This window comes from Thermostichus sp. MS-CIW-41 (assembly GCF_054058915.1).
Window position 1 is genome coordinate 20,956 of record NZ_JBSSBO010000021.1, and the last position, 26,671, is coordinate 47,626.

Annotated in this window: 30 protein-coding genes, 1 pseudogene and 1 riboswitch; of the genes and pseudogenes, 12 read left to right on the plus strand and 19 right to left on the minus strand. The window is 58.5% G+C overall.

Going from position 1 to position 26,671, the window contains the following annotated elements; all coding sequences use genetic code 11:
- Nucleotides 1–21: 21 nt before the first annotated feature.
- Complete coding sequence (locus tag ACVWXE_RS07950) at nucleotides 22–369, minus strand: STAS domain-containing protein (RefSeq protein WP_011431848.1); 348 nt, start codon at nucleotides 367–369, stop codon at nucleotides 22–24.
- 153 nt (nucleotides 370–522) lie between these two features.
- On the opposite strand from ACVWXE_RS07950, the gene ACVWXE_RS07955 reads away from it, so the two are divergent.
- Nucleotides 523–1,704, plus strand: coding sequence for a glycosyltransferase family 2 protein (locus ACVWXE_RS07955; RefSeq protein ID WP_457490016.1), 1,182 nt, complete (start codon nucleotides 523–525; stop codon nucleotides 1,702–1,704).
- Between the two features lie 8 nt (nucleotides 1,705–1,712).
- Here ACVWXE_RS07955 and ACVWXE_RS07960 read toward each other — a convergent pair whose 3' ends face one another.
- Nucleotides 1,713–2,507, minus strand: a complete 795-nt coding sequence (locus tag ACVWXE_RS07960) for a Uma2 family endonuclease (RefSeq protein WP_457410629.1) — start codon at nucleotides 2,505–2,507, stop codon at nucleotides 1,713–1,715.
- A gap of 207 nt (nucleotides 2,508–2,714) precedes the next feature.
- Between ACVWXE_RS07960 and ACVWXE_RS07965 the strand changes: the two genes are divergently transcribed.
- The gene (locus ACVWXE_RS07965) at nucleotides 2,715–3,407 is read left to right on the plus strand and encodes a response regulator transcription factor (protein ID WP_457490017.1); all 693 of its coding nucleotides are present in this window, start codon (nucleotides 2,715–2,717) and stop codon (nucleotides 3,405–3,407) included.
- Between the two features lie 63 nt (nucleotides 3,408–3,470).
- Here the strand turns inward: ACVWXE_RS07965 and ACVWXE_RS07970 are convergent, their stop codons facing one another.
- The gene (locus ACVWXE_RS07970) at nucleotides 3,471–3,620 is read right to left on the minus strand and encodes a hypothetical protein (RefSeq protein WP_187147255.1); all 150 of its coding nucleotides are present in this window, start codon (nucleotides 3,618–3,620) and stop codon (nucleotides 3,471–3,473) included.
- Nucleotides 3,621–4,330: 710 nt separating this feature from the next.
- Between ACVWXE_RS07970 and ACVWXE_RS07975 the strand changes: the two genes are divergently transcribed.
- Together ACVWXE_RS07975 and ACVWXE_RS07980 are read left to right on the plus strand one after the other, a co-directional pair.
- The gene (locus ACVWXE_RS07975; RefSeq protein ID WP_457490018.1) at nucleotides 4,331–5,236 is read left to right on the plus strand and encodes an E3 ubiquitin ligase family protein; all 906 of its coding nucleotides are present in this window, start codon (nucleotides 4,331–4,333) and stop codon (nucleotides 5,234–5,236) included.
- Nucleotides 5,237–5,272: 36 nt separating this feature from the next.
- A pseudogene (locus tag ACVWXE_RS07980) lies at nucleotides 5,273–5,456 on the plus strand (hypothetical protein); the annotation flags it as partial.
- A gap of 180 nt (nucleotides 5,457–5,636) precedes the next feature.
- Here the strand turns inward: ACVWXE_RS07980 and ACVWXE_RS07985 are convergent.
- Entirely contained in the window at nucleotides 5,637–6,191 is a 555-nt protein-coding gene (locus tag ACVWXE_RS07985; RefSeq protein WP_011431843.1) for a DUF4079 domain-containing protein, read from the minus strand.
- Between the two features lie 239 nt (nucleotides 6,192–6,430).
- Between ACVWXE_RS07985 and ACVWXE_RS07990 the strand changes: the two genes are divergently transcribed.
- Both ACVWXE_RS07990 and ACVWXE_RS07995 read left to right on the plus strand, forming a co-directional pair.
- Nucleotides 6,431–6,922, plus strand: coding sequence for a phycobilisome linker polypeptide (locus tag ACVWXE_RS07990; protein ID WP_457490019.1), 492 nt, complete (start codon nucleotides 6,431–6,433; stop codon nucleotides 6,920–6,922).
- Between the two features lie 266 nt (nucleotides 6,923–7,188).
- Nucleotides 7,189–9,543 carry a polysaccharide deacetylase family protein gene (locus tag ACVWXE_RS07995; protein WP_457490020.1) on the plus strand — a complete coding sequence of 785 codons (2,355 nt, stop codon included), beginning with the start codon at nucleotides 7,189–7,191 and terminating at the stop codon, nucleotides 9,541–9,543.
- Between the two features lie 40 nt (nucleotides 9,544–9,583).
- Here ACVWXE_RS07995 and ACVWXE_RS08000 read toward each other — a convergent pair whose 3' ends face one another.
- The 10 genes from ACVWXE_RS08000 to ACVWXE_RS08045 are packed head-to-tail and all read right to left on the minus strand — an operon-like array spanning nucleotide 9,584 to nucleotide 17,585.
- Nucleotides 9,584–10,723 (minus strand): alpha-D-ribose 1-methylphosphonate 5-triphosphate diphosphatase, encoded by a 1,140-nt coding sequence (locus tag ACVWXE_RS08000; protein ID WP_457490021.1) that lies wholly within the window; start codon nucleotides 10,721–10,723, stop codon nucleotides 9,584–9,586.
- Nucleotides 10,704–11,399 carry an ATP-binding cassette domain-containing protein gene (locus ACVWXE_RS08005; protein ID WP_011431839.1) on the minus strand — a complete coding sequence of 232 codons (696 nt, stop codon included), beginning with the start codon at nucleotides 11,397–11,399 and terminating at the stop codon, nucleotides 10,704–10,706. Before ACVWXE_RS08005 ends, ACVWXE_RS08000 begins: the two co-directional genes overlap by 20 nt.
- A 10-nt stretch (nucleotides 11,400–11,409) precedes the next feature.
- On the minus strand, nucleotides 11,410–12,177 hold the full coding sequence (locus ACVWXE_RS08010; protein WP_414342141.1) for an ATP-binding cassette domain-containing protein: 768 nt from the start codon (nucleotides 12,175–12,177) through the stop codon (nucleotides 11,410–11,412).
- Nucleotides 12,170–13,036: an alpha-D-ribose 1-methylphosphonate 5-phosphate C-P-lyase PhnJ gene (locus ACVWXE_RS08015; RefSeq protein ID WP_457490022.1), complete on the minus strand. Its 867-nt coding sequence runs from the start codon at nucleotides 13,034–13,036 to the stop codon at nucleotides 12,170–12,172. Before ACVWXE_RS08015 ends, ACVWXE_RS08010 begins: the two co-directional genes overlap by 8 nt.
- The gene (locus ACVWXE_RS08020; protein WP_011431836.1) at nucleotides 13,020–14,072 is read right to left on the minus strand and encodes a carbon-phosphorus lyase complex subunit PhnI; all 1,053 of its coding nucleotides are present in this window, start codon (nucleotides 14,070–14,072) and stop codon (nucleotides 13,020–13,022) included. Before ACVWXE_RS08020 ends, ACVWXE_RS08015 begins: the two co-directional genes overlap by 17 nt.
- Nucleotides 14,057–14,626 (minus strand): phosphonate C-P lyase system protein PhnH, encoded by a 570-nt coding sequence (phnH, locus tag ACVWXE_RS08025; protein ID WP_457490023.1) that lies wholly within the window; start codon nucleotides 14,624–14,626, stop codon nucleotides 14,057–14,059. Before phnH ends, ACVWXE_RS08020 begins: the two co-directional genes overlap by 16 nt.
- An 8-nt stretch (nucleotides 14,627–14,634) precedes the next feature.
- Entirely contained in the window at nucleotides 14,635–15,054 is a 420-nt protein-coding gene (gene phnG / locus ACVWXE_RS08030) for a phosphonate C-P lyase system protein PhnG (protein ID WP_011431834.1), read from the minus strand.
- A gap of 9 nt (nucleotides 15,055–15,063) precedes the next feature.
- Nucleotides 15,064–15,882 carry a phosphonate ABC transporter, permease protein PhnE gene (phnE, locus tag ACVWXE_RS08035; RefSeq protein WP_457490024.1) on the minus strand — a complete coding sequence of 273 codons (819 nt, stop codon included), beginning with the start codon at nucleotides 15,880–15,882 and terminating at the stop codon, nucleotides 15,064–15,066.
- The gene (gene phnD, locus ACVWXE_RS08040; RefSeq protein ID WP_457440721.1) at nucleotides 15,851–16,747 is read right to left on the minus strand and encodes a phosphonate ABC transporter substrate-binding protein; all 897 of its coding nucleotides are present in this window, start codon (nucleotides 16,745–16,747) and stop codon (nucleotides 15,851–15,853) included. The genes phnE and phnD overlap by 32 nt, the downstream gene beginning before the upstream one ends.
- Before the next feature lie 46 nt (nucleotides 16,748–16,793).
- Entirely contained in the window at nucleotides 16,794–17,585 is a 792-nt protein-coding gene (locus ACVWXE_RS08045) for a phosphonate ABC transporter ATP-binding protein (RefSeq protein ID WP_011431831.1), read from the minus strand.
- Nucleotides 17,586–17,863: 278 nt separating this feature from the next.
- On the opposite strand from ACVWXE_RS08045, the gene hisIE reads away from it, so the two are divergent.
- The 6 genes from hisIE (at nucleotide 17,864) to ACVWXE_RS08075 (ending at nucleotide 23,424) form a co-directional block, all read left to right on the plus strand.
- Nucleotides 17,864–18,496 carry a bifunctional phosphoribosyl-AMP cyclohydrolase/phosphoribosyl-ATP diphosphatase HisIE gene (hisIE, locus tag ACVWXE_RS08050; protein WP_457384686.1) on the plus strand — a complete coding sequence of 211 codons (633 nt, stop codon included), beginning with the start codon at nucleotides 17,864–17,866 and terminating at the stop codon, nucleotides 18,494–18,496.
- Nucleotides 18,456–19,130, plus strand: a complete 675-nt coding sequence (locus ACVWXE_RS08055; protein WP_457384685.1) for a DUF1997 domain-containing protein — start codon at nucleotides 18,456–18,458, stop codon at nucleotides 19,128–19,130. Before hisIE ends, ACVWXE_RS08055 begins: the two co-directional genes overlap by 41 nt.
- Before the next feature lie 46 nt (nucleotides 19,131–19,176).
- Nucleotides 19,177–19,282: riboswitch (Fluoride riboswitch) on the plus strand.
- A 145-nt stretch (nucleotides 19,283–19,427) separates the two neighbouring features.
- The gene (locus ACVWXE_RS08060) at nucleotides 19,428–21,077 is read left to right on the plus strand and encodes a cation:proton antiporter domain-containing protein (RefSeq protein ID WP_457384684.1); all 1,650 of its coding nucleotides are present in this window, start codon (nucleotides 19,428–19,430) and stop codon (nucleotides 21,075–21,077) included.
- A 52-nt stretch (nucleotides 21,078–21,129) separates the two neighbouring features.
- Nucleotides 21,130–21,561 (plus strand): fluoride efflux transporter CrcB, encoded by a 432-nt coding sequence (crcB, locus tag ACVWXE_RS08065; protein WP_457384683.1) that lies wholly within the window; start codon nucleotides 21,130–21,132, stop codon nucleotides 21,559–21,561.
- Nucleotides 21,562–21,870: 309 nt separating this feature from the next.
- Entirely contained in the window at nucleotides 21,871–22,215 is a 345-nt protein-coding gene (locus tag ACVWXE_RS08070) for a DUF190 domain-containing protein (protein WP_011431825.1), read from the plus strand.
- 42 nt (nucleotides 22,216–22,257) lie between these two features.
- On the plus strand, nucleotides 22,258–23,424 hold the full coding sequence (locus tag ACVWXE_RS08075; RefSeq protein WP_457384682.1) for an MFS transporter: 1,167 nt from the start codon (nucleotides 22,258–22,260) through the stop codon (nucleotides 23,422–23,424).
- Here ACVWXE_RS08075 and ACVWXE_RS08080 read toward each other — a convergent pair.
- The 5 genes from ACVWXE_RS08080 to ACVWXE_RS08100 form a co-directional block, all read right to left on the minus strand.
- Complete coding sequence (locus ACVWXE_RS08080) at nucleotides 23,381–24,457, minus strand: EAL domain-containing protein (protein WP_414398746.1); 1,077 nt, start codon at nucleotides 24,455–24,457, stop codon at nucleotides 23,381–23,383. The two genes, ACVWXE_RS08075 and ACVWXE_RS08080, sit on opposite strands and share 44 nt — an antisense overlap.
- An 81-nt stretch (nucleotides 24,458–24,538) precedes the next feature.
- Nucleotides 24,539–25,297, minus strand: a complete 759-nt coding sequence (gene gloB, locus ACVWXE_RS08085) for a hydroxyacylglutathione hydrolase (RefSeq protein ID WP_414351175.1) — start codon at nucleotides 25,295–25,297, stop codon at nucleotides 24,539–24,541.
- 7 nt (nucleotides 25,298–25,304) lie between these two features.
- A complete protein-coding gene (locus tag ACVWXE_RS08090; protein WP_011431822.1) occupies nucleotides 25,305–25,568 on the minus strand; it encodes a DUF3143 domain-containing protein in 264 nt (87 codons plus the stop codon).
- 127 nt (nucleotides 25,569–25,695) lie between these two features.
- On the minus strand, nucleotides 25,696–26,112 hold the full coding sequence (locus ACVWXE_RS08095) for a J domain-containing protein (RefSeq protein ID WP_414342162.1): 417 nt from the start codon (nucleotides 26,110–26,112) through the stop codon (nucleotides 25,696–25,698).
- Between the two features lie 111 nt (nucleotides 26,113–26,223).
- Nucleotides 26,224–26,403 (minus strand): 50S ribosomal protein L32, encoded by a 180-nt coding sequence (locus ACVWXE_RS08100; RefSeq protein WP_011431820.1) that lies wholly within the window; start codon nucleotides 26,401–26,403, stop codon nucleotides 26,224–26,226.
- Nucleotides 26,404–26,671 lie beyond the last annotated feature (268 nt).

The following is a 26,671-nucleotide window of genomic DNA, read 5'->3' on the forward strand; positions in this document are numbered from 1 at the left end:
CAGTTGACCCGATAGGGAGAGCTACGGAAAAGACTCAAGTGCCTTTTCTACAGAGGGGTAGATCTCGTAAATGGCATCCAAGCCGGTGATGGAGAAGAGCAGCTTGACTTGCTCCTGCAGGCTGCAGAACTTGAGTTGATAGCCTAAAGTGCGGCAATGGCGATGCGCCCAAACCAGAACCGACAACCCCATGCTGTCGATCAGGCTAACCTGACTAAGATCCAACAAGAAATGCCCCGGTTTCTCGGTGAGAATTTGGCTTAGCTCTTTCCGTACCTCGCGGGCAATCGCGGCGTTGAGCCTTTCACTGTGCAATTTCACAACCGTAACAGGGGATCCCTTGTGGCTGAGCCGGATGAAGACATCCATGAAAAGCCCGTCAGGTTTGAGGGGGGATGGGCACAGGCACGATGCAACCAGACTGATTTTGAATTGCTAAATCACCATGAGTATGAGTTTGTCCTCCCTGGGCTTCTCTTGCAAGCATTCTTGGACACTTTTCCCTTACAGGTTAGAACTGGCATGAACGGGATCCCTGCCTGGGCTGGAGATGCTGCCGCCCTGAGCCTATTGGTTATGCAAGTGCCGATGCTGGCGGTGCTGCTGGCGCGGCTGCTGCCCTCTTTGCGGCGCCCTTCCCCTCTGCCTCCCGGTCAGCCTGGGATCCCTTTGCAGCCGGGCTTGGTCAGCGTGTTGCTGCCTACTCTCAACGAAGCGGAACGCATCGATCCCTGCCTGGAAGGATTGCACCAACAGAGCTCCGTCCTGCGGGAGGTGCTGGTGGTGGACAGCCGCTCTCAAGATGGCACCCCCGAAAAAGTGCTGCAGATGGCCAAGCGGGATCCCCGCTTTCGCCTGCTGACCGACGATCCCCTCCCCGGCGGATGGGTGGGCCGCCCCTGGGCTTTGCACTACGGATTTCTCCAGTCGGATCCGGCCTCTGAGTGGATCCTGGGCATCGACGCCGATACCCGCCCCCAGCCAGGCTTGGTGGAGCGCCTGCTGGAAACTGCCCAGGCCCAAGGTCTGGATCTGATCACCCTGGCACCGCAGTTTATCTTGCAGCACTGGGGGGAAGGCTGGCTGCAACCGGCTCTTTTGGTAATCCTGATCTATCGCTATGGGGCAGCCGGAGACAGGGCTACCCTGCCAGAACGGACGATGGCCAATGGGCAATGTATGCTGGTGCGCCGGTCGGTGCTGGAAGCGATGAATGGCTACACAGTGGCGCGGGCCTCCTTCTGTGACGATGTCACCTTGGTGCGGCAGATTGCGGCAGCCGGCTTTAAAGTAGCTTTTTACGACGGTCGGCACCTGCTCAAGGTGCGCATGTACACTTCTTTTGGCGAAACTTGGCGAGAGTGGGGCCGATCCCTCGATTTGAAAGATGCCACCCCTGTGGCCCAGTTGTGGGGGGATATGGCGCTTCTCGTCCTGACCCAAGGGATCCCTGGGCCGGTGGTTGTAGGGCTGTTGGGCAAAGCCGGGATGGGGTTTCCCTTTTCCCTGACGGAGCAGGTGCTGCTGGGGCTTAACCTAGGCTTACTGATTCTGCGCTTAGGTGTACTACTGGGCATTCGCGGCTCCTATCAGGATCCCCCCTGGACGTTTTGGATCTCTCCGCTGGCGGATCCCTTGGCCGTTCTGCGGATAATCCTATCTGCCCTCAGCCGGCCCCGCTCTTGGCGCGGGCGCACCTACTAGGAGAGCCCTCAATCGGCTATTGCCTCGGGATCCACGCCCAACTCCCGCAATTTCGCGGCTAGGCGCTGCTGTTCCAGACGGGCCTGTTCGAGGGCTGCTTCTGCCGCCTCAGCCCGCTGCCGCTCCTGTTCGGCCCGCTGCCGCTCCTGCTCTACCTGTTCGATTCCCCATAGGAGCAAATTCCCATCGGCAGTCCACCACCGCAACCAGTTGGCTTTGGTCTCGGCTTTTTGTCCCCGCCACACCCCCAAAAACAAGCCAATCTCCGGGATCCAGTAGCGACGGTTTTCATCCGCCGATACAGGGGTATAGCGGCCATTCTCCAGGCGGTAGACATCCAGCTCACCGGTTTTGGGATGAAAGATTACATAGACAGGCACCTGCAAAATGCGCTCGTAGAAATACCATTTTCCATAGGGATAGTGGGGATTGATGGAGTACTCGCCGCCCTCGGTTTCGGAGATGAATTCCATCACAATCGCCGGGGGATCCCCTTCTAGGTGGGGGGTATAGCTGCGGCGGATCTCTCCTTCGGGAATCGGCTGTACTGCGGGCACATAAACCCAGTCGGGGGCTTTCACCACCACCTTGTCCCCGACAGTGCTGCAAAGGCCAAAGTTGGAGGCGATCAAAGCCTGGGCAGGGATCATCTGAGCGAGTTCCAATGCCTCACGCAGAGCAGCAGCCAAAAGGGGCTGTAAGGTGCTTTCCACAGGCTCATCCGGCAAGGGAAAGTCTTCCGGCAGTTTTTCCCATCGAATGGGAGGTAGGGGCGGGGTGAGCCGAACAGGAGAGAGGGTCATGGCTTAGGATACTCATGGTGATAAGGTACATGAATGCCTTTTGAATAACTCAAAGCACTTGCTGATATCAACCCCAGGCAATTCCACAAGGCTGTTGCAGGCTAGGACGGATTCAGTCATCTCGACTGCCAATCCATACGGTTGAGATATGCTTGGGGGCAATGAGCAAGTTTTTCGGCGTCTTCCTTGGATTCAGCAAGAGAGCGTATGCCAGAGCCTGAACCCTCTTCTGCCCACATTCTGGTGATCGAAAGCGAATCCAAGCTGGCCCGTTTCCTAGAGACCGAGCTGGCCGGTGAGGGATATCGAGTCAGCGTAGCCAGCGATGGCATGGCCGGGTTGAGGGCAGCCTGCGACCAAAACCCCGACTTGGTGCTGTTGGACTGGATGTTGCCCGGGATCTCAGGCCTGGACCTTTGTCGGCAGCTGCGCTCAACGGGCAACCGCGTGCCGGTGGTGTTGATGACCGCCAGAGATGAGGTGGCGGATCGGGCAGCAAGCTTGGACGCTGGGGCGGATGACTACGTGGTCAAGCCTTTCAGCATTCAGGATCTGCTGGCTCGGATACGGATCTATTTGCAGCAGCCAAAGCGATCCCGCGACGGCCAGTTGGTGTTCATGGACCTGACCCTGGATCCCGTAACGCGGGAGGTAACCCGGGGAGAGCGACAGGTGGAGCTGACGGCCAAAGAATACGACCTGTTGCGCTACTTGATGGAACACCCCCGTCAGGTGCTCACCCGCCAACAGATCTTAGAGCATGTGTGGGGCTGCGACTTCACGGGCGACTCCAATATCATCGAGGTCTATATTCGCTACTTGCGCCTCAAGATCGAAGGCCCAGGGGAGAAGCGCCTTATCCAGACGGTGCGCGGGGTAGGCTACGTGTTGCGCGATTGACATGCCCCCCGCCCCAAAGAGCAAGGATTCTGGTTCCTGGTTCTGCGACAGCACTTAGCTGTATCAGGTTTCCCCTCCACGACGGCGGTGCCTATCTCCCCAGTCGTTCCCCCAAGCGCTCCGCGCCGCTAGCGTGAAAGACTTGGCCAAGTGGTGATTTCTCACCAAGTTCTGCACCTGCAAGTCCTCATAAACCACAATGTCGTGAGACATTCCCACACACTGGGCTAGCTCAATAACCCGGTCTCTACGCTGGCGCCAGACTTTGATTTGGTTGAAGTGTACCTCGCCAAGCCGCTTCCTCTACTTGTGGTAGTTGCTGTATTGAGGTTTTACCCCCTTCCTATTCACGCCAGCGGGCCGTGGGCCTAACTTTCTGCTCAGTCTTCTTTGCTGTTGCTTCAATCTCCTTTCGGCACGACGCAAAAACTGGAGACACGGCACAGCTTGCCCACTGCTGTCGCCCACATCCAGCCCCACCACCTGGCCGGTGTACTCTGTCATCCAAGGCTTGGTACTGCGCTGGAGTGGCGTTGAGGAGTTTGGCTTCTCTGACCAGCGTGGGTGTATCTTATCGCAGGTCTAACAGGGCAAAAGCCGTCCTGGAAGGGCGGGGCTTCAGGCCTAGCTTCTTGGTAAAGTTTGGAACTGCCCGCATTCGGGATTGCCTTAAACTTCTCTTAAATCCTGTTTCACAGGTAACTGCTAGCATGAGGCCAACTTCACTCCCACCCCCGGAAAGGAAGGCCTTTATGAACTGGCTGATGCTGCTTGGTCTGCTTTGTCTTCCTGCCTCTCTGTTTTCGTTTGTTGAGTATTTGCGCTCCCAAAGGTTGGTTCAACAGCTCTCTGCAACTCGGTTGCTCAAGATAGCCGAGCTTCGCCATCTCGGTCAGACCAACCCCCAGGCAAAAGGAGCAAACTTGGCTCAAGTTTACGGCAGGGTTGTGTGCGATCGGCCTTTGGTATCGGAACTTTCGCGACAGCCTTGCGTCTACTACAAGTCTGAGATCTCTTGGGAGTATGACGAGATCGAATGCTATCGAAGGTATTTGAATAGCCGAGGCGATGTAGCGTATAGCGAACGGATCAGCGAAGGCGAATATCAGAACGCTCTACGCTTGGGATCCCGAGCAAAATCCTATCCGGGGGAGATGGTCGGGAAAAAGCCCGGCTTGGGCTACTCTGACTCCGGTTCTTTTCAGAAAAGGGTTGATCCCGACTACTCTAATTCTTTTCCACAAAAGCCCAACCCTGGCTACCCCGGTTCCGGTTCTTTCCAGAAAAAGCCTGGTTACCCCGACTACCCCCAGCAGCTTGGCTCTCCAGGCTATCCTCAAAAATCGCCGTTTTCCGAAGTAAGCTCTCCCCAAAAACACTACGCCAACGTGTATTACGATCCGAGCACAGGTCGGGAATATCTCCTTGAAAGAGAGACGAGAACGAGAGACGAAACCCTTCACTCGGTGGTTCGCCAGATCCCTTTTTTCATCGAAGACGAAACTGGAAGGGTGAGGGTGGATCCCACAGGTGCGGAGATAGAGGCTATGTCGGTTGTGGATGAGCATATTTTTCCAGGAAAAGGGCCCAGCCGGTTCAACTTCAATCTCAAGCGCTACCTTTCCGGAGTGAGAACAGAAAATCGCTCCACCCGAGCTTTTATCTATAAGGAATGGGTGATTCCGGTGGACGCGATGGCGTTTACCATGGGGCAGGTGCGTTTTGAGGCAGGGGATCCCGTGATCCGAAAACCCCTTTCTGGGGAAAGGTTTATGATTGCCCCCAAATCCCCTGAAGCCCTCTTGGAAGAGCATGACTCTAGTCAATAATAAGCTCAACTATACTGAAAATTAATGTATAATATGTTCAGTACGGATTACTACCAGTTGATCTTTCTGTTTACTTTCGAGTCTGCCAACATGGTAGCCAAAGCAAAGCAGAAAATTGGTAGTAAGACGACACGGAAACTGCGCTTTGGGTATTCTACTCAAAGCTTTGCGGGATACCGCCATTCTGGTTGGAAACAAACAGAATGCTATCGCTGCATAGTTGAACAGTGATGTTCAGCAGTGTTCAGCGTAAATGTATCAGGAGCGCTCCAATGCCAGCAGCTACCTGGTGGGATCCGTCGTCCTGCTGGGTATCGGCACTTTCACCGTGCTCCACCTGCTGCAATCCCTGCAGCCTTATCGCTAGTTCCTGCCCAGGCAGAGGGAAGCCTACTGCCACTCACAACGACAAACCCAGCTTGAGCCCAAGCAGGGCATGGGCAAACAGTACACATAGAATGAGGCTGCCCACATAGGCATGGGTGGTGCGCAAAGCAGCGCGGTTGCCCCCAAAGCCGCTGAGGGACAAAGCTCCATTCACCGCCAACAACAGCAACACCAGGGATCCCGTCCAAAAATGGGGGCTGCTCAACAGGGGCTTCCCTTGCATCACCAGAGAAAGAAGGCCGCCAGTGTAGCCCAAGGCAATGAAGGTGGCCATCCAGGGGGCCAATTTGCGGTGGTCAAGCAGAGGCTTCTGGGCCGCTTCCGGCAGGGATCCCTCTGGCGCTGTGGAGGCGGCTGCCAGACGCAAGGCCCGTCCTCGCCACCCAGTCAGGCCGACAAAGCTGCCCATCACCACCACCACGATCCCCATCATCAAGGGGTGACCCCATTGCACAATGGGTTGGGGCAAGTTAAGGCCGGCAAAAAACTGGGCTACGGGCTGCAAGGTGGCGGCTAACCCATCCGAAGCTGCCGACAGATCCGGCAAGGCCAAGCTCAACAGGTTCATGGCGCTCCCTCTACCTCCGCAATAAATCTACAGCTGCTTAACAAATCTACAACACCCCAATTCTAGAATGGGAGGACATCAGTGATCTCCCTCAATTCGTTGAAGGGAGGACGTCAGCTGACCCATGCCAGCGGGAAGCTTCTGGTGGGCACCTGGCAGCGGTAGAATGTCTGACGGTAAAGCTGTGGCTGTGAGCGGCTCTCTCGCCACTGAGTGCTGAGCAAAACGGAGTTGTTGAGATGGCCAAGTTGTTGTTGGGGGATCAAGCCTTTGAGGTCGAGCTGCTGACGGATGTGCCCACCAATTGGCCGGGAATTAAAGTCATGTCTAAGGGGGCCAAGCTGGACATTCCAGCGGGAACTGTGGTGAAGGTGGAGGCCGAGGATGACCACATAGCCGGCTCCTATAAGGTGGTCTATCGTTTGGCGCCTGCCTATCCCCGCAGCTGGCGGCTACTCCTGGAGCGGGAGAGCGTCGCCACGGCGCCTCAGGTGGCATTGGCTCCAGAACCAGAGGTTGCTCAGGCCAGCAGCTCAGAAGGAGGGCTGCCCAATAGCGATAAAATCTTCGCCATCAAGGTATCCGGCCTCGTGGGAGGAGGTGTGCGCAGAAGTGTTGTCGAGTACAAAGTGCCCTTCAGCCGCCTTTCCCAAGAAGTGAAACGGATCACCCAAATGGGAGGCAAGATCGTCAGCATTGCCGAGTCCAATCTGCTAAGCACCCTTGAGTAGCGGGCGGCTTCCTGGGAGGTTCTGGGTTCTTTCAGGCCACCCGTCCAGGCCGTTCTGGTTCAAACAATTTCAACGAGGGATCCCTGTAGAAAGCATGCGGCGATTTCTCCCCTATCCCCAACCTGAGGATGGGGTGGTAGGCTGGCGTTGGTTTTGCCGTTGCCTGGAAGGCTGCCTTTTCCTGCTGTCCTGGGGGTGGGCTTTGGGTAGGAAAAGGCGTTCCGGCGAGGGCTGAGCTTTTGCAATTGGGAGTGGGGAGTGAGGCCATGACATCTCGACGACAGCCGACGCGCTTGGGAGGGTCGATGCCCCAAGGCCATGCAGGCTTTGGGTCAGCAAGGGGATCCCAGCCGTACCCCTCGCCCACTCCACGACAGAGCTTTTCCTCTTCCTCTCGACGTCCGCTGGTCAAGTCTCGACCGAGGTTACTCCCCTTCTTAAGCTTGCTGGTGATCCTGCTGGGATTTGGGGCTGGGGCCCTGGTGGCCTGGGCAACTGCTCATCCCGACTGGGTCAGCCGCCTGCCGGGGCTCTCGCCACCTCTAGCGGAGATCCCTGCCCCCCGCGCCCACGCTAAAGCGGCTCAACAGCGCTTGCCCATCTCCTTAGAGACCCAACTGGAGCGGGATCCCTTTGCTTTGGATCCCTTGGCCAGCCTTTCTTATGTGCCCGCCATCATGTATCACGATGTGGTGGCTGGCCGCAAGCAGGTCTGGTTCGACACTACGGCGGCGGAGCTGCGGCAACACTTTGAGGCCATTAAGCAGGCGGGGTTGACCCCCATCCACATCGACCAACTGTACAAACACCTGCGGGACGGGGATCCCTTGCCCGAAAAAGCCATTTTGCTCACTTTTGACGACGCCTACCTGGGCCTGTACGAGAACGCCTACCCCCTTTTGAAGGAGTACAACTACCCCGCCACCTACTTTGTGCAAACCGGCTTTGTCGGCGTGCCCACCAGCAAGGATCACTTCACCTGGGATCAGATGCGGGAGATGGATGCCAGCGGGCTGATTGACTTTGCCGCCCATACCGTCAACCATCCTCCTGATCTGCGGGTGCTAGACGATGCCCGCCTACGGCGAGAGGTGTTTGACTGCAAGACCAAGCTGGAGCAGGAGCTGGGCCACCCCATCCACTACTTCGCCTATCCCGAAGGCAACCGGGACGAGCGGGTGAAGCAATACCTGGCCGATGCCGGTTACCGGATGTCTTTTACGATGGATCCCGGTTTTACAGGACAATCGCCCAACTTGCTGGAGGTGCGGCGCTTTAACCAGTTTCGCCTCACCGAGGCCATTCTTGGCGCCCGCACCTTTAGCCTCAGCCGCAGCCTCGACTACTGGCTGGATGTGACGCAGCCTCTGGCTCTGACCGACGAGATCATTGACGGGGTGCGGGTGCTCACCATCCGCGGCGGACGGGCAGCCACAGTGCACGCAGAACGGCGCTACGAAGTCAGGACGTTGGTCCAGCGCTACCAGGCCGATGCTGGCATTAACGGCAGCTTCTTCTCCATCCCCTGGATCAACTCCGCCAGCAACGTCATGGTGGGGCCGGCGATGGCTGCCAACCACAAGACCTTCATCCCCGGTCGTCCCGAAGATGACCAGGCAATCCGCGGCCGGCCGCTGGTGCTGCTGGGCAGGGATCGCCTCCGCTTTGTGCCCTTTGATCCCGACACCATGACCCACTTGGAGAACATCCGCCAGTTGATGCCGGATGTCACGGATCTGTTTGTGGCCGGTCTATGGCTGGTTAAGGATGGCCATGCCCTCTCTCCGGCGGAGATCAACTCGTTCCGCCTTGCCAGCGCTGCTGAGTTTCGCCCCAGAGCTTTCTTTGGGGTAGATGACCAGGAGCGGGTGGTGATCGGAGTTACCAAAACCCACGTCAACGCCGCCATCCTGGCCAGTCTGCTGCCCAAAACCGGGATCCGGGAAGCCGTGCTGCTGGACTCTGGCTTTAGCACCTCCCTGGTCTACCAAGGGGAGATCCTCGCCACCGGCCATGCCGGTCCCAACCAGCCCAGCCGTCCTGTGCCCCATGCCATCTTGCTCTACGACCTGACTCGCCTTTGGCGGGAGGATCCCCATCCCGAGGCCAAGGCTGGCTCTGAGGGAGATCGGCTGGAGGGGCTGGTGCAACTTTTGCCCGGCAGCGAGCAAGAGGCGGCCAAAGCCCAGCTAGAGAGCGTCTTGGCCAGCCAACGCACTTTGAGGCGGGGGGATCGGGGGGCGGCGGTGGTGGCGGTGCAACTGGGGTTGAGCCACCTGGCCACTCAGCAGGGACGGCTGGATCTACTCCCTTCGGGCCCTGATGGGGTGTATGGTCAAGAGCTGGCCCAGGCAATGGCGGAATTGGTGCTGGCTGCACCTGAGCGCAGTGAGATGGGATCCCCCCTTCCAGCCACCCCTACCCCCCTGGTGGCCGGAACGGCGACAGCCCGCCAAGGGGTGGACATCATCGATGCTCAACTGCTGCGGCGTCTGCTGGAGCGCGTTAACTTGGCCTCTCCCTCGGTACTGGTGGATACGCGCTTAGAACGGCCTGCCCTGTCCCTGGAGCGCAAGCCAACCCGGAAACTGCTGCCCAGGGTTGCCTTCGGGCAGGACTAAGTCTTGTCTTCGCCTTCCAACCTAGGCCTTGGCGGGAAGCCTAGAAGACCCCCCTCCAACAGAGGCTATCTCTGAGAAAGACGGGCCTGCCGGCAACGAATACACCCATAACCTGGAAGGGTTTCTCCCGCAGCACCACTAGATCGGCTCTTAGGCCTGGGCGAAGGGCTCCCCGATCCTGCAGACCAACCGCCTGGGCAGGGTTGTGAGTGACCAAAGCTATGGCTTGGGGCAGATCCAGCAGCTGCTTCTCCGCCAAGGCAAAGGCAGCCCCCAAGGCTGAAGCGGGGGAGTAGTCAGTGGCCAAGGCGCCTAGGGCTCCTACTTGTAGAGCCTCCGAAGCGGAGAGATTGCCGACATGGGAGGATCCCCTCAGGGCATTGGGAGCCCCCATGACCACCAGCAGGCCCAGTTTCCGCGCTTCCAAAGCTGCTGCTAGGGTAACCGGAAACTCGCTAATTTTCAGGCCCATCTTGGCCATTAACTGAACCTTGGCGGGGCAGTCGTCGTCGTGGGAAGCCAAAGGTACCCCCAAAGCTTGCGCTTGCTGAGCCAATTGGGCAAAGCTCTGCAAGGTCTCCTCCCCCGCCTTGGCCGCCAAACTAGCGGCAACCTCCTCGGAAGGCCGGGCCAGCTGGCGAGCCATGTAGCGGATGTAGTCCTCCGGCGTCCGGAATTGGCCTTGGCCGGGGGTGTGGTCCATGAAGGAAAGGAGATCCACCCAGCCTTGGCTGAGAGCTTGGCGAACAGCTGCTGCTCCCAAGGGGCGCGAGAGTTCATAGCGAGCGTGGATCCTCAAGTCCAGAGCCAGCTGGGAACGCAGCGCCACCAACTGCTCTGCCATAGCCAAGGCCGTTTCTGGGCTGCGCCAGCCAGGCAGGCCTTCCCAAAAGGACAGAGTTACAAAGGCAGTGGTAATCCCCGCCGCCAAAGCTCGGTTTTCCCAAATCCCCAAGGCCATGTCCACCGCCAGCTGTACCCCTGGGCGCGGCTCCAGTTCGGGCTCCAGGCTATCGGTATGGAGGTCGACTACGCCGGGCACCAGGGTAAGTCCTCGCAAAGGGATCCCTTCCCCCACTTGCCCCTGCCGAATCTCGGCAATCCGCTCCCCCTCCAGCCGCAGGGATCCCACCGGGAGGACACCATCGGGGAGAACTAGCTTAGGCCCTGCTAGCCACATTTGCCCTCACCTCCAGGGAATAGGTTTTGTCAACCAAACCCGACACATCGTCTAAGGAGTGAAAAACGCCAATGATAGCTGTTCCCTGCTGCTTCAAGGCTCGTAGGCGTTCTCGCAAGGCCAACTTGGCTGCAGTATCCAAGCTGGCGGTGGGCTCGTCCAGAAGCAGCAGCGGATAGGGGTGGATGAGAGAGCGAGCCAAGTTGACTTTCTGTTTCTCGCCCCCCGAGAAGCTGGTTGGAAAAGTCTCCAGCAACTCTGGCTTCAGACCCAGCTCCAGGAGCAGCTCTGCTGCTCGATGTCGCGCTTGGTTTTCCGCTACTCCCTGCCACAGCAAGGGCTCCGCAACCAGCTCCAAGGCCGTGGTGCGGGGCCTGGGATCCAGAAACTGGCTGACGTAGCCGATGCGCTCGCGGCGGATTGCTAACACCTCGCGATCCCCTAAGCGGGCCAGATCCACCGTTCCCAGAGGGGTCTGCAGGAGGGCTTGTCCTGCCGTAGGCCAATAGCTGCGGTAGAGGGTTCGCAGTAGAGAAGACTTGCCAGAGCCGTTGGGGCCCTCCAGCAGCAAAAACTCTCCGGCTTGCAGGGAAAAGCTCACCTGCTGGAAGGCCAGAACCTCTCGCCCCAGTCGGTGAAGAAAGAACCGCTTTTCTAAGTTAACGACCTGCAACACCTTGCCCTTCCTAAAGTCTTGCGGCAACCAGATCCTGGGTAAAGGGGTGGCGAGGATCCTCCAGCACTTGGTCGGCCAATCCCTCCTCCACTACCTCCCCCTGGTACAACACCACAATTCGATCCGCCACAGCCCTCACGACCGAGAGATCGTGGCTTACTAGGATGAGGCTCATCCCCAACTGCCGCTTGAGGCGGCGCAGAGTATCCAGAAAGGTGGCCTGCACCAGCAAATCCAAACCGGTGGTGGGCTCGTCCAAAAGAACAGCCAGAGGCTTTTGGACTAAAGCTTTGGCAATCTGTACCCGCTGGCGCTCTCCTCCCGAAAGAGAAGCTGGGGGATCCCCGGCTCGCTCTAAAGGAAAATCGGCTCGCTCCAAAGCCTCCTGCGCCTCCGCTTCCAGCACTCCAAACCGCCGTTCTTCTCTAAGGACAAGGGGCTCCGCAACATTAGTCAGGGCCGCAAAGCCCATGCGCAGGGCCTGGGCGGCATCCTGATAGACCATGGCCAGGTAGTGCCGCGCCGCAGGCTGCTCGTAGCGAGAGAGCAACAGCAGGTTACGTCCCTCCCAACCCGGCACGTTTAGCCGATACTCCCCCTGGGCTGTCTCCTGAAGGTAAAGGATCTTCAGAAGAGTAGTCTTGCCACTGCCGGAAGCTCCCACCACCCCCAGCACCTCTTGGGGATAGAGCTTGAGGCTGACGTTCTTAAGCGCCCAGCGATCCCCGTAGGCTTTGCAAACCTTGACCAGCTCCAGAAGGGGGGTCTCCTCAGCCATGCTCTTTCTCCACAAATAGAGGACCGCTCGTTTTCCCGGCCAGCAGCTTTTCCATATAGCCCTGGTCGGAGATTTCATAGGCCAAGCTGCCATCTTCTTGGGGAATGGCGTTGAGGAAGACGTGGCGGCAACCGCTGCGACGGCAGGATCCCAAAATGGGCTCCGGCTGGAAGGGCCGATCCACAAAGGCCAAGGGCTCCACCCGGGTGTAGGGAGGGACGGCATAGAGCCGCTTCTCCCGCCCGGCCCCAAAGAGGGTGATATGGGCTGCCAGATGCAGCTTGGGCAGATCCCAGCGGGGCAGAGGGCTGGGATCCATCCCATAGCGCCCATGGACCAGAACTGGGTAGGCCGCTCCCTTGCGGCTCCGGCCGTGGCGTAGGTGCTCCTCAAAAAGATCCACCCACAGCAGGCTATAGTCGCCCAGGGCATGTAGCTCCCGCGCCCTGGCGTCAGAGGGCTCCACATAGCGCAGAGGCTCAGGGATGGGAACTTGCAGGATTAGGATTTGACCTTCTTGGAGCCGCTCCTCGGGGATGCGGTGGCGGCTTTGGATGAGGGTGGCCTCCAGCGTGTCGGTGGTTGTTCGAGCGCCGCTGACCTGGGCAATGAAGCGGCGCAAGTTGGCGGCATTGACAGAGTCATCGGCCCCCTGGTCAATGACCTTCACCACGTCCTGCGGCCCCACCAGGCTGAGCGTAAGCTGCAATCCCCCTGTGCCCCAGCCGCGAGCCAGCGGCATTTCCCGGCTAGCAAAGGGAACTTGATGGCCCGGTATGGCCAGGGCCTTGAGAACCTTGCGCCGAATTTCTCGCTTGGCCTCCGGATCCAGGTAGGCATAGCTATGCTTGGGTTTCAAGGGAGGCCTCCTTTTGGAAGTGGCTCATCCAGTTGCTGAGAAAGGTTACGTAGTGGGGTAGCTTGTAGTGGAGGGCAAAGCCGGAGGCCTCCACGGGATCCGTATGCACCAGGACAAACTCCTCGCTGCGAGCCGGATGGCTGGGGCGATCCATTTCCAAATCCAGCATGGCGCCAGCGATGGCCCGCCCCTCGTTCCAACCCAGGCTAGCGGCAAAGCCCAAGCGGTATCCTTTTTCTCCGTGTCCCACCACCTCAGTAAAGACCAGGCGGATCCGCCCCAGGCGAAAGCTTCCCCCCCGCACAGGATGAAAGGCGCGTACCTCGAGATAGCCCACGCCCAACTCGGCAACCGTTGGGTGGGTGTGGACGTTGTAGGCGCGCATGGCGCTGTAGGCCAGAGCCAGAAGTCCCCCCGTATCTCCCCTGGCCAAAGCTTGCAGGCGGTGGGCCCGCGGCGCTGGAAACAGCAGTGGCTGCCGCGTCAAGTCGGGAATCTCTTCCCCTGGAGCAGGGCTACTGGCTTGCTGCTCTGCCGTGGGATCTTCTTCCAGCAGACCTTGCTCCCTCAGCCAGCTGCGCACAGAAGGATAGTGCTGGGCAGCAGCCACGGCCGCCGGCTCTAGCGGGGGGCTTTCAGAAAAGCCCAAAAGACGCAGGCTGTAGTCTAGGGTGGGCCCCAAGACCTGGCCGCCGGGAATGCTCTTGAAAGCCGAGGAAAGCCGACGCACCAGCAGGAGATCTTCCTTTTTCTGCAGCTGGGCTTTCCCTAGGCGAGGGAGAGTAGTCCGGTGTGCTCTCAGAAGCAGCAGGGCCTCGTAGAGGTCCCCCCCTGTCTGCACAAGGGCAGTGGCCGCCAGCTCCGGAGCCCACAGCCCCGCCTCTGCCATCACATGATCCAGGAGATAGGGCAGCCCAGCCAGCTGCTTTGTCCGGCCTCGCCTGCTTTTGGCTTCTGCCGCTGACAACAGCTCGCGAAAAAGGGCCTCGGCATTGAGAATGGCCTCTTGGCTGCCCCGCGCTACGACATAGCCCATCCACCCACCTCCACGCTTCGGGGTAAGCCTACCACTTGGGGGCCGTCAGTTAACAGGATGTCCACTCCCAGCGGGTAGGCCAGGATCTGGGAGCGCAGCTGCCAAAACAGAGAGGGCAAGCCTACAGCCAACTGGATCTCCCCAGCTATGCCGGGCCCTCTGAGCAACACAGGGGATCCCCGGCCCAAGGGGGCCCCCAGGATAAGGGTCGCTCCCGCTTCAGGCTCAAGGTGGGTGCCTCTTTTGAGAGCCAAAAGGCTGTCTGGGCCAGCGGGCAAACTCTCCAGCTGCTCGGCAAAGACAAAGTCAGCAGCCTCCAAAGCCACGGGCTGGGGATCCTGCCCACGCAAATCCAACAGCAGCCAGCTTGGCGCCCAAACCCCTACATTGCCGTCCACCAGCGTCAGCCCAATGAGGCGAAAGGCTTGGCGAAGGGAGCGAGCGGGAAAGCTCTCCAGACGGCCAGGGTAGCTCAACGCCCTAACCAACGCCCGGAAGACCTGCTGGCTTTGCTTTTCTGCCAGTCCCGGTGTGGGGCCGTAGGCTTTGGACATCCCCAGGCTCACAGAGTCTCCACCTCCAGGCGAGTTGCAGCTACCTTGCGCCAGAGGCGCTCGTCTTCTTCTTGAAGATCCTTCTGGGCCGCTAGCGCCAAAGCCTGGATCTTCTCCACAGCAATTCCCGCCTGCAGAGCGGCGTCTAGGTAGGCCAGGGCGCGCGCCAGACGCGGCTTTTCCCCCAGCACCATCCCGTATCCTTCTACTCCCTTTTTTGGAAAGCGCAGCCAGACCTCGTAGACCAGCACTTCTCCCACGTAGAAGGGCGTCCCCGTGCGGGAGTCCTCAAAGGGGAGCGCCAGCAGCCCTGCCCCTTCCCTGAGCTTTTGGCTGGATCCCAGAGCAGGCCTGACCTCCCGCGCCAAAGCCAGCACCTCCTTCTCGGGGGCCTCCTGCAACAGCTCTAGCATCTCTAGGGGCTGCATCCCAGCCTCCTAAATCAGGGTCTGGCGGATCCGCGCCGAAACTTTGTCAATTGTAAATACAGCCAGCAGAATCAGGAGAACAACCGTGGCCGCATCTTGAAAGCGAAAGGCTCGTATGGTCTGCATCAAATCAAACCCAATGCCCCCTGCCCCCACCAAGCCCAAGACCGTTGCCGAGCGCACGTTAACCTCAAAAAGGTAGAGAGTGCTGGAGTAAAAGGCAGGAGCCACTTGTGGCCAGAAGCCATAGGCAATAACCAGGAAAGGGTGGGAACCTGTAGCCTCTACCGCCTCCACCTGCTTCATATCTACTGTCTCGATGGCCTCTGAGAGGAGCTTGCCTGCCACACCCGCCGTGTGCAGGGTCAAAGCTAGGATCCCTGGCAAGGGTCCTAGGCCAATTGCGGCCACAAAAACCAATGCCAAGACCAGTTCATTGAGCCCCCTGAGGACATCCATGAGCCCGCGCACAAGCAGGTAAACCGCAGGGGAACGCATGACATTTCTGGATCCCAGGAAGGCCAAGGGAACCGTGAGAAAAGTGGCCAGGAAGGTGCCCCAGAGGGCCATCATCAGGGTTTGCAACAGGGAGTAAAGGAAGTTGGGCAAGAAGTAAAAGCTGGGAGGAAAGAAGCGAGCCAAGAAGGCCGCACTCCTCCCCAAGCCAGCTAACAACTTTCCTGGCGAGATCTCGGCAGGCTCCGCCGTCAGCAAGAGAGCGAGAAAAACCCCCCCATACAGCACAACCGTGCTCAGCTCCCTGCGCTTAAGCTCTGCTGGCAGGGGGGGAAGTCTCCTAGAGTTGGCACTCAGGTTTCTTAAGAGCATCGTTGACCTTGCGGAAGGGATCGTAATCTGCGTCGCTAGCCGGCTCAAAGCCCTTCAGCCCACGAGCCTCCAGCCATTTCTGACCCTCCGGCGTGTTTTCGTACTCCAGATAGACCGTGCGCAAGGCCTCCTTGAGATCCTCTGGCAGATCTTTACGGTAGGCCCAGGGAGAGGAAGGAATGGGATCCGATCTCCAGATGACCTCAAAGTCCTCTATGCCTTTGATCTGCCCCTTGTTGGTGGCAAGGCTGATCCCGGTATCCCAGGTTACACCAACGGGAATGGTTCCCTGAGCTATCCCCAAGATGACCGACTCGTGGTTGCCAGCAAAAACCACCCGCTTGAAATACTCCTTGGGCTTGATTTTGGCCTCAAGACAGAAGTGGGCCATGGGCACCTTGAAGCCAGAGGTGCTCTCTGGGTCGACGAAAGCAAAATCTTTGCCCTTGGCGTCTTCTAGAGTTTTGATGCCACTGCCTTTCTTGGAAAGTATCAAGGAGTGATAAACGGTACCCGAGCGCAGCGAGTCCTCTTTCACGAACGCTTCAATGGGAGCGTTGGCCTTTTCAATGGCATCTACGTAGGAGCCAGGGCCGTAGAAAGCTACGTGAGTTTGGCCTTGTGCCTGGGAGACCATCACCGCCGTGTAGTCACTGCCCACAAACAGGCGGACGGGGATCCCCAGTTTTTGTTTGAGATAATCCAAAAAGGGAGCATAGCGAGCTTCGTAATCGGCAGCACTCTCCACCGGTACTTCAGCAATCACCAGCTCCTTGGGCCAGTTTTGCTTCTGAGCCAGCCCTGGAACCCAGCTGGAAATTCCCATGAGGAAGGCAGCAAGGAACAGAATTTTTCTTCTCCGCATAAGGTTTTCTCCTTTGCAGTTAACTTGCGGTTGAAGGTGGATCTTGTTAGACCATCAAGGTTGAGGAAAACCATTCGCTTGCCTCGTGGGTTTCCTTCTCCCCAAAGTAGAGCTCCTTTTCCTTTTCAGAGGTAAAATCGGAAAGCGGCCCATTGAAGAAAACCTGGCCCTCCTTGAAAGCAACGACTCGATCGGCGTAATGGCGCACCATTTCTAGGTGGTGCAGGGTAACCAGCAACGGAATCCCCTGGCGGCGCACCGCTCCCAGCAGCAGCTCCATAATTACCTTTGCATTTTTAGGATCCAAAGCCGAAATGGGCTCGTCGGCCAGAATCAGGGCCGGCTCCTGGATCAAGGCGCGAGCAATACCCACTCGCTGCTGCTGCCCCCCTGAGAGAGCGTCGGCCCTTTGCCAGGCATGCTCTAGCAACCCTACCTCTTCCAGCAGCTTTTCCGCCTTGGCCAAATCCTGAACAGAAAAGTGCTTGAAAAGACCCCGAATGGGACTCATGTGAGGCAGACGCCCAACAAGAACGTTTTCCAGAACCGTCAGGCGCCCGATGAGTTGAAAGGTCTGGTAGACCATGGCCGTGCGCCTGCGCAGCTGTTGCAGGGCATCCCTTTGGCCTTCATGGAGAGGAAGAGAATCAACCCAAACTTTTCCGCCGCTGAGCTTGACCATCCCTTTCAAAAGCCTAAGAAAGGTCGACTTTCCTGCTCCCGAAGGTCCGATCAAGGCCACAACCTGCGCTCCATCGCCAAATAGGTCAAGGTAAACCTCCCTTAGGGCAACCTTGTTTTTGAAGGCAACCCAAAGGTTCTCGACTTGGATGCGCATAAGCTACCTCACGGCGGGAAAACCGGTAACAAACTTAGCAGATTGGCCTGATACTGAGGTTAAAACCAAGTTAAGCTTTGCTGGCCTGGGCAGCAGGACTTCTCAATGGCTTCTCGAAACTGGCTTTGGCCTGGAGGGCGCTCTTGGAGGTACCCCTGGGAGAGCTTGCTCTGCTATCCTGCTAATAATCTCGATTGATTTTCTGCCAAACCCTTATGGCTGCTGCTGTGATCTCGGGCCTCTCTTGGCAGTCCCCCAGAGCCCTTTCACCGGAGGAGATGGCTTGGTTAGGCAGCCTCACCTACAATGAGCAGGGCCTGATCCCGGCCATCGTGCAGGACTACCTGGACGGAACAGTGCTGATGATGGCCTGGATGAACCGGGAATCGCTGCAAAAAACCCTGGAAACAGGCCGCACCTGGTTCTGGAGCCGCTCGCGGCAGGCGTTGTGGCCCAAGGGGGAAACTTCTGGCCATGTGCAGTGGGTCAAGCAAATCCGCTACGACTGCGACGGCGACGCGCTGGTGATCTTGGTGGAGCAGGTGGGAGATGCAGCTTGCCACACGGGGGCGCGCAGTTGCTTCTTCCGCCCACTGCCAGGGGATCAAAGGGATCCCATCCCGGCAGCAGATACTCTGTCTCAGGTGTTTGCCGTGGTCAAGGCCCGCCAGGCGGATCCCCGTCCCGATTCCTACACCAGCAGCTTGCTAGCCAAGGGGGAAAATGCCATTTTGAAGAAACTTGGCGAGGAGACGGCTGAGGTGGTGATGGCGGCTAAGGATCAAGACCGCGTGGCTTTGGCCCGTGAGGTGGCCGATCTCTGGTACCACTGCCTCGTGGCTCTTGCTCATTATCAGGTGGATATTAAGGATGTCTATCGCCAGCTCCAAGCCCGCCGTTCCGCCAAGTGAAAGGGCCGTGTCCTCCGAAGGCGGCGCCCCTGATCTTCTGGATCCCTCTCTGGACAAAGCCCACCTGGATTTGCGAGCCACGCGGTGTGGACAAGTGGATCTGGAGACGGATCGGGAGACCTTGGCCCGTTACCTAAGAGGCCACGCCCAGTGGATCCAGCGGTGCTTTAGGCCGTTGCAGGTGGAAGCTTTGTCCGCCGAGACCTACCGGCTGCAGTTTTTTCGCATGGGCGGCCTTGGGTTTGAGCTGGAGCCCAGTTTTGGGGTGAGGATCTGGCCGGATGAAGATTACCGGTTTCGCCTGACCTCGATTGAGTTGCCCGGCGATGAGGGAATGCCTTACCGGGTCAGCTGCCAAGCCGATTTCCGGCTGGAGGAGCTACAGGGATCCCTGAAAGACCTGCCCACAACTCGTGTTCACTGGTCTCTTCATCTGGAGATTGGGCTGGCTTTGCCCAGGTTTTTGCAGGTTCTGCCCCGCAAGTTGGTTTATCGGGTGGCCCATCAAGTGGTGCAGCAGGTAACCCGGGGTATGAGTGACCGCCTCACCCACAATGTGTGCAGCGATTTCTATCGCTCTATTGGGTGTCCCGATCACCCCTATCGCTTAATTGCAGTGGAAGACAAAGCGTGATATCTTAGGCGCCAAGTAAGTTGCCGGTCAGCTTTCGAGTAGTGCTCCGGCAACCGGCGATGGAGTTCGCCGCAACCGCCTCACTTGGAATTTTTCTATAGAGGAAGAGGGTTCTAACCTCAAAAGCTGAGGCTGATGACTCCTACACTTCTGGGCAAGTCCAGGGGGTAGGGGTCTTTGGCTTTGTTTGAGGCCCCACCCTGCGGACGCGATGGTGCTCCCGCTCCTGACGCGGATGGCTTTTTCTCCCTGGGCTGCCCTTCAACACCCTGACGACAAGGAGATGAGGATCTGGTGATGCTGGGCAGTTGGCTGTGGATCTTGGTGATGGGCTTTTTTGTCGGCCAAATCGTGGGTCGGCTGGGGATGCCCCCCCTGCTGGGGATGATCCTCGTGGGGATCTTGCTGGGAGATGTCCTATCCCCGGAGGTGCTGGCAGCGGTGGGGGATCTGCGGGTGGTGGCGGTGATGATCATTTTGATGAAGGCGGGCCTGGGGCTGGATCGGGAGAAGCTGGCCCAGCAGGGATCCGTGGCGTTGCGGCTGGGTTTTTTGCCGGCAGCCTGCGAGGCGGTGGCGGTGGCCCTGTTGAGCACCTGGATCCTGGGGTTGGACTGGCCTACCGGTTTGCTGTTGGGCTGCGTGATTGGGGCGGAGTCGCCAGCCGTGATCGTGCCGGGGATGTTGCGCCTCAAGAGTTTGGGCTGGGGAGTAACCAAAGGGATCCCGGATGCTATCTTGACCGGCAGCGCCCTTTCCGATGTGCTGCTGCTCTTAGGGTTTAGCCTGTTGCTCAGCTTTTTGGGCCAGGGCTCTGCAGAGAGCGTTCGCCTGCTGGGGCTGGAGCTATCGCCGCTGCAGTGGCTGCCGTTCCAAGTGGGGATGGAGATCCTGCTGGGCATAGCCATAGGCTACCTGGGGGCGCGGGTTCTGGTGTCGCTGCTAACCCAACAAAACTGGACTCGCAACAGCGTGCAGGAAGTGCTGCTGGCTGCCTGCATGGCCTTGGGCTTGGTGCTGGCGCCGCAGGTGTGGCCCTATTTTTCCGGCTATCTGGCGGTGATGGCCATGGGGTTTTTTCTGATTGAGCTGGATGCCCCTTTGGCGCGGCGGCTGCGGGGTGGGTTCGATGCCCTCTGGACGGTGGCGGAGATCGTGTTGTTTGTGCTACTGGGAGCGTCGCTGGATCTGGGGGTGCTGGGATCCGTGTTTTGGCCGGGCTTGCTGCTCTTGACCTTGAGTCTGCTGCTGGGGCGGGGCCTGGGTTGGTGGCTTTCCACTCTGGGAAGCAATTGGAACGGGCGGGAGCGGCTGTTTTTGCTACCGGGCAACATGGCCAAGGCGACGGTGCAGGCGGCTATTGGTGGGATCCCTTTGGCCCAAGGGATCCCCGGTGGGGAGATCATTTTGGCTTTGGCGGCTCTGTCGATTTTGGTCACGGCCCCCCTGGGTGCTTGGCTGACCCAGGTGTGTGCTCCCCGGCTTTTGGAAAAAGGAGAGGTGGATCCCACCAAGGTAGGCAGCCAGGGCAAGGTGAGCTTTTTGGCAGCGGTGGACACCTCCCCTTTGGCCGAAGCCGTGCTGCGCAAGGTGGCCGATTTGGCGCGGCGGGTGGATGGGGAAGTGATTGTGTTGCATGTTACCGATGAGCCGCAGGGGAAAGGGGTAGAACTGTTGCGGCAACTCACCCAGCGTCTTTTGGCGGACATTCGCCACCAGTTTTGCTTGGCCTCGGGGCCCTTGGCAGAGACCATCGTAACCCTAGCTCAGGAGCGGCAGGTTACCGACATCGTCATGGGCAAGCGGGGCCACCGCGGCTGGGAGCAGGTTTTGGTGGGATCCACTTCCCAAGCGGTGTTGGAAACCAGCCCGATTCCGGTAATTTTGGTAGAGGAAGAGGACTTCAAGAGAAGCAGGATCCCTATCTCTGAGGGCAGAAAAAGCTAAGGATCCCACCTTTTCCGTAGGAAGTTCTGGGAACACAGTTCAAGGAGAATAGATGCGCTTGCAATCGGTGTGGGCTTACCTAAACCATGGCTTGGTCTCTCCCAGTTTGAGAGTTCCCTTTGCGGTTGCGTTGGGGGCTATTGGCGGATCCCTGAGTCGCTACTATCTATCCCTCTGGTTTGCGGAGCGATTTGGCCCTAGCTTTCCCTACGGAACCCTGATCATCAACTTATCGGGTTGTGTGGTCATGGGTTGGTTCATGACCGTGGCTATGGAACGCCCTGAGATCTCACCGGAAATTCGCCTGCTGTTCGGGGTGGGATTCCTGGGTTCCTACACCACCTTTTCTACCTATGAACTGGATACCTTTAGCCTCTGGCAGCAACATCGCTTTGCTGCTGGGCTTGTCTATTGGCTCGGTTCTTGCCTATTTGGAGCCTTGGCTATGGAGATTGGGATCCTGTTGGCACGATTGTGGCGATAACGTTTAACGTAACCCCTATCAATCAGCAATCTATCCATCCAAAAGCCAGGTGCAGCAACTGGTCATTTTGGGCAATAACTTTTTTCTTAAAAGCACCGGGATCCCCACTAGTCAACCCCCTGGAGTTTCTTATCTTAAGGAGCACTCTTCACCAAAGCAATATACAGTTTTTCCAGCGTTACTCACTACAGCCAATGCCAGCCAATCTCTTGCCTGACAAGGATCCCACTTCACTGTAGACTTTATGTGAAGCGGAAAAATCTGTAACCATGACAATCGCAACAGCCCAAAGACAAAAGGGATACAAGTATGCTAGATGATGAACCAGAAGTTTATAAATTGGATATTTACATCGGCGAGTCAGACCGTTGGCAAGGGAAGCCTCTCTACCTGGCTCTGCTGGAGCTAGGTCGTCAGCGTGGGCTAGCTGGTGGTACTGTGGTGCGAGCTATTGCTGGCTTTGGTCGAAACAGTCATATTCGCAGCAGTAACCTTCTAGAGCTTTCCACAGATCTGCCCATTTTGGTAACTTTCATCGACACGCCGGAAAAAATCAAAGCCTTTCTACCGGAAGTAAAAACTCTGATGCATGACGGTCTAGTTACTTGCCATAGGGTACAAGTATTCCATCATGTTCCTCATCAACAACAATAGTCCAGATCTGAAAATAGATTCCCCATTGCCAAGGAGCTGGTTATGCCCGATTCCCCTTCTGCCCTGCGCTTTATTGTTTTGCTGGGGATCGTCAGCCTCTGCGCCGATGCCACCTACGAAGGGGCACGCAGCATTTCTGGAGCTTTTTTGGGATCCCTGGGGGCCAGCGGCACGGTGGTGGGCTTGGTGGCGGGCGGGGGTGAATTGTTGGCCTATGGATTGCGTCTGGGGATTGGGGTTTTGAGCGATCGCACTGGGCGCTACTGGCAGCTCACCACCCTGGGTTATGGCATCAATACACTGGTGATCCCCGCTCTGGCTTGGGTGGGCAGTTGGCCTTTGGCGGCCTTGCTGTTGTTGACGGAACGAACTGGCAAAGGGATCCGCACCCCGCCGCGGGACGTGTTGCTTTCTCATGCAGCCCTGCAGGTGGGACGGGGCTTGGGGTTTGGCCTGCATGAGACCCTAGATCAAATTGGGGCAGTGGCAGGGCCGCTGCTGGTGGCAGCCATGCTAGGAGCGGGATATGGCTTCCGGGGCGCGTTTTTGGCCTTGGGGATCCCGGCAGCGGTGGGGCTGGCGGCTTTGGGGCTAGCGCAATGGCTGTATCCCAGTCCGCGCGACTTTGAGCCGGAGCCGGAGATGACTCCAGCAAAAGGCTTGCCCAAAGTTTTCTGGCTGTATCTTTTGGCAGCAGCCTGTGTGGCTATGGGGTTTGCGGATTTTCCCCTCATTGCCCTGCATCTGCAACAACAGTCAGGGAGCGATGGGGCAGGGATCCCTTTGCTGTATGCCCTGGCTATGGGGGTGGATGCCCTAGCAGCCCTGGGCTGTGGCTGGCTGTTTGACCGCGTGGGGCTGTGGAGCTTGCTGGGAGCGGTGGCGGTATCGGCTGGATTTGCGCCTCTAGCCTTTTCCGGCACCTATGCTCTGACGGTGCTGGGCATGGTGCTCTGGGGCATTGGCTTGGGCGCTCAGGAATCGGTCATGAAGGCGGCAGTAGCCAGCATGGTGACCCCCCAGACGAGGGGCTTTGCCTTCGGCCTGTTTACCAGCGTCTACGGCCTGGCCTGGTTTTTGGGCAGCGCCCTGATGGGGGTGCTTTATGATTTCTCCCTTCCAGGTCTGGTAGCCTTCTCAGTGGCTGCTCAAGCTGTGGGAGCGGCTATCCTGCTGGCTGTAGCGGGACAGGCTGGGGCTGGGCAATGAAAAAGCCCTGCACCAGATCCACGCCGTGTTCGCAAACCCACTGTAGCTCCCCCGCAGTCTCGATCCCTTCCGCTAGCGTGGTGATCCCCAGGTCTTGGGCCAGCTCCAGCAGCTTTTGGGCAATCACCGCCTTGTAGGGATCCCGGTCCACCCCGCGAATGAGCTCTCCATCCAACTTGATCATGTCTGGCCGCAGCTGGTGCAGCAGGTTCAGGGATCCATAGCCAGCCCCCAAATCATCCAAAGCCACCCGAAAGCCTGCCTGCTGATAGAAGTGCAAAATCCGCTGCAAATGGTTCAAATCGGGGCTGCGGTCAGACTCATTGACCTCAAACACCACCCGCTGGGGCGGGATCCCGGCGCGGCTAATAGCCCAGACAGTATGGCGCAGGCAAAAAGCCGGGTCGTAGATGGCAGTGGGGCTGAAGTTGATAAAGAGATCCCCCTGCAAGTGGTGCTGCATGGCCGCGGCAATGGCCGTGCGGCGGGCGGCCAAGTCCAGCTGGTAGAGCAAATGGGCTTCCCGAGCCATAGCAAAGAGCAAACCCGCGTTGATCAACCGCCCTTCCTTGTCCAGTCCTCGCACCAGCGCCTCATGGCCCACCACAAAAGCGGGATCCCGCGCCTGGACAATGGGCTGAAAGTAGGTGGTGAGCCGGCTTTCTGCCAACACTTCCAGCAACAGCTCGGCCTGAGTGCGGTGGAACAACTCCTGCAACAACTCCACCCGGGCGCAATCCTGCCAACAGGGATCCCTATCTCCGGCCAAAAACAGAGCGCGGCTGGCCCGCATCTCCTGCTGCGAAAGAACCTCGGCCATTCCTTCTAGGGTTTTCTTGAGGGCCCCCTGGGCAATGGAAACCGCCAGGCCAAGGTTTTCCAAAAGTTGAACCGAAAGGGGGGCTGGGATCCCCTCCTTAGCCTCCAGAAGCCGCACCACCTTGCGCTGGGTGTGAGGGGTGGGCAGCCAGAGAAACAGACGCCCTGCCTCCTGCCAAAAGGTAGGCAGAGCCGGACACTCAGGACAAGACATAGGATTTTGGGGAATAGCTAGGCAGTCCCACCGACAGTATGCCCTCGCTCTCCCAGGAGAAAGCAAACTTTACAAACAGCGCTAGAACTGATCCTTCATACCTCGCAGCCGGGCAAAAACCCGCACCGGATCCTGAGCTCCGGTGGCTGCCTGCAAAGCCGGCTGATCCCAACGCAAGAAGGGATTGGTGCGGCGTTCCTCGCCAATGGTGCTGGGGACAGTCGGGGATCCCGTCTGGCGCAGGGCAGCCACCTGCTGATAACGCGCCTGCAGGTCGGGGTTGTCTCCATCCACTGTCAGGGCAAACCTGAGATTGTTCAAGGTGTATTCGTGGGCACACCACACCCGTGTGGCTTCCGGCAACTGCCGCAGTTGATCCAGGGATCCCACCATCTGCTCCGGCGTGCCTTCAAACAGCCGCCCGCATCCCCCGGCAAACAGGGTATCGCCACAGAAGAGATCCCCACTCTCGGAAAAGTAGTAGGCAATATGGCCGCGGGTATGGCCGGGCACAAACAGCACCTTTGCTAGCCGACCCGCAAACTCCACTGTTTCCCCTGCCTTGAGCTCCACCGTCTGGCCAGGGATCCGCCCCCGATCCACCTGGCTGCCATAGACTCTGGCACGGGGATAGCGCTCCAAAAGCTGTCGGTTGCCCCCCACGTGGTCGTGATGGTGGTGCGTGTTGAAAATGGCCACCAGCTCCGCCCCCAGCTCGGCCAGCTTTTCCAACACGGGCTCAGCCACTGCCGGATCCACCACGGCTGCTGTTGCAGTGTCGGGATTGTGGAGCAGGTAGATGTAGTTATCGCGCAGGGCAGGCAACTGGAGAACGCGCATGGCTCGGCTAACTCTCAAAAATGGCCTGTTCTACGTCTTGCCGGCTGAGGGAATAGGGAAAAGATAAAGTTTTCGTGTTGCCGTCTGGGTAGGTGTATCGCACCCAAATGCTGGTTTCTTCCAGGCGCAAAATGGCTTTCCAGCCAGGCCGTTCGCAAAACCACTGCTCCACATCCTGCGGATCGCGGGTGCAGCCCTGATCCTCCAGCCAGCGTTCGATGGTGTGGAGCGGGTGATTGTACAGGGGCGTGGTTGCAGGAGGCAAAGGCATGGCGAGATTCAAGAAAAGCAATCAAACCCTAGAGTCAACGGGCTATGTTCATTCAAGCACTCCTGATCCAGAATCCGAAAACTCGATCCCAATGTCCTACCGAAGAGGGCAGGAAATGCTCGCAGAATCAGCTTGCCCCACTCTCTCGCAGCCAAGCGAGGACACCTGCCAACACCAAACACACAACCAGGGTGGATCCCATCAGCAGCAGGGCACACAGCTCGCCAGCCGAAAGTGGGCGGGTTTCCATACGCAGCTCTAGAGAATCGGCACCAAGGGATCCCGGCATGCCCAGAGATCCCGTGTTGGCGGTCACCGCCCGTAAGCTGGCATCGTAGATGGCCCGTTTCGCCGGGTTGCTGAGGACAAGGTAGGCCTCCTGCAACTCTTGAAAGCAGCGAATGGCCACTTCCGGAGCCAGGGGAGAAGTATCGGGATGGTAGCGCTTGCTCAATTGCCGGTAGGCCCGCCGGATGGCCTCAGGAGATGCCCCTGGAGACAGACCCAGCCGTTGGTAGTAGGTGAGGGAAGTCAAGGAGCGCATGCAACCTATGGAGGAGCAAGACTACAGGGGCAGCAAAACCGCTTTCAGGGGAGCACAGCTCTAGTCCAGTGTAATCACTCGCGCAGACACCGGGATCCCTGCAGCAAGCCTCTATTCTTCCTCATCCTCTTCAGACTTAGCTTTGGGATAGTAGAAACCGGTGTTGCGACCGCTGAGAATGGCGCGCCCAATGGTCATGGCTCGCTGGGCCTGGAGCTTAGCTTTGCCCAGCCAGACGGCGTAGCGCCTGCGACTGCGGGCTTTAGAAGTTTTCTTCTTAGGAACAGGCATGGCTTCGCACAAAAACACAGCCTTACTAGGCTAGCATTGAGGCTGCGCTGCCGATCCCAGCTTTATTCAGGCAAGTAGCCTATCAGTGGTTGACCAAAAGGCGCGGCAAGCCCCGTCCTTCAGGGCGGGGAAGGATAGCGCCGACCGTAGCCGACGCCCTTTAAAAACGCAGTTATGAGAATAACGCCGATCGCGGCAGCGGGCCGGAGGCCTTTCGCGGCAGCGGGCCGGAGGCCTTTCGCGGCAGCGGGCCGGAGGCCTTTCGCGG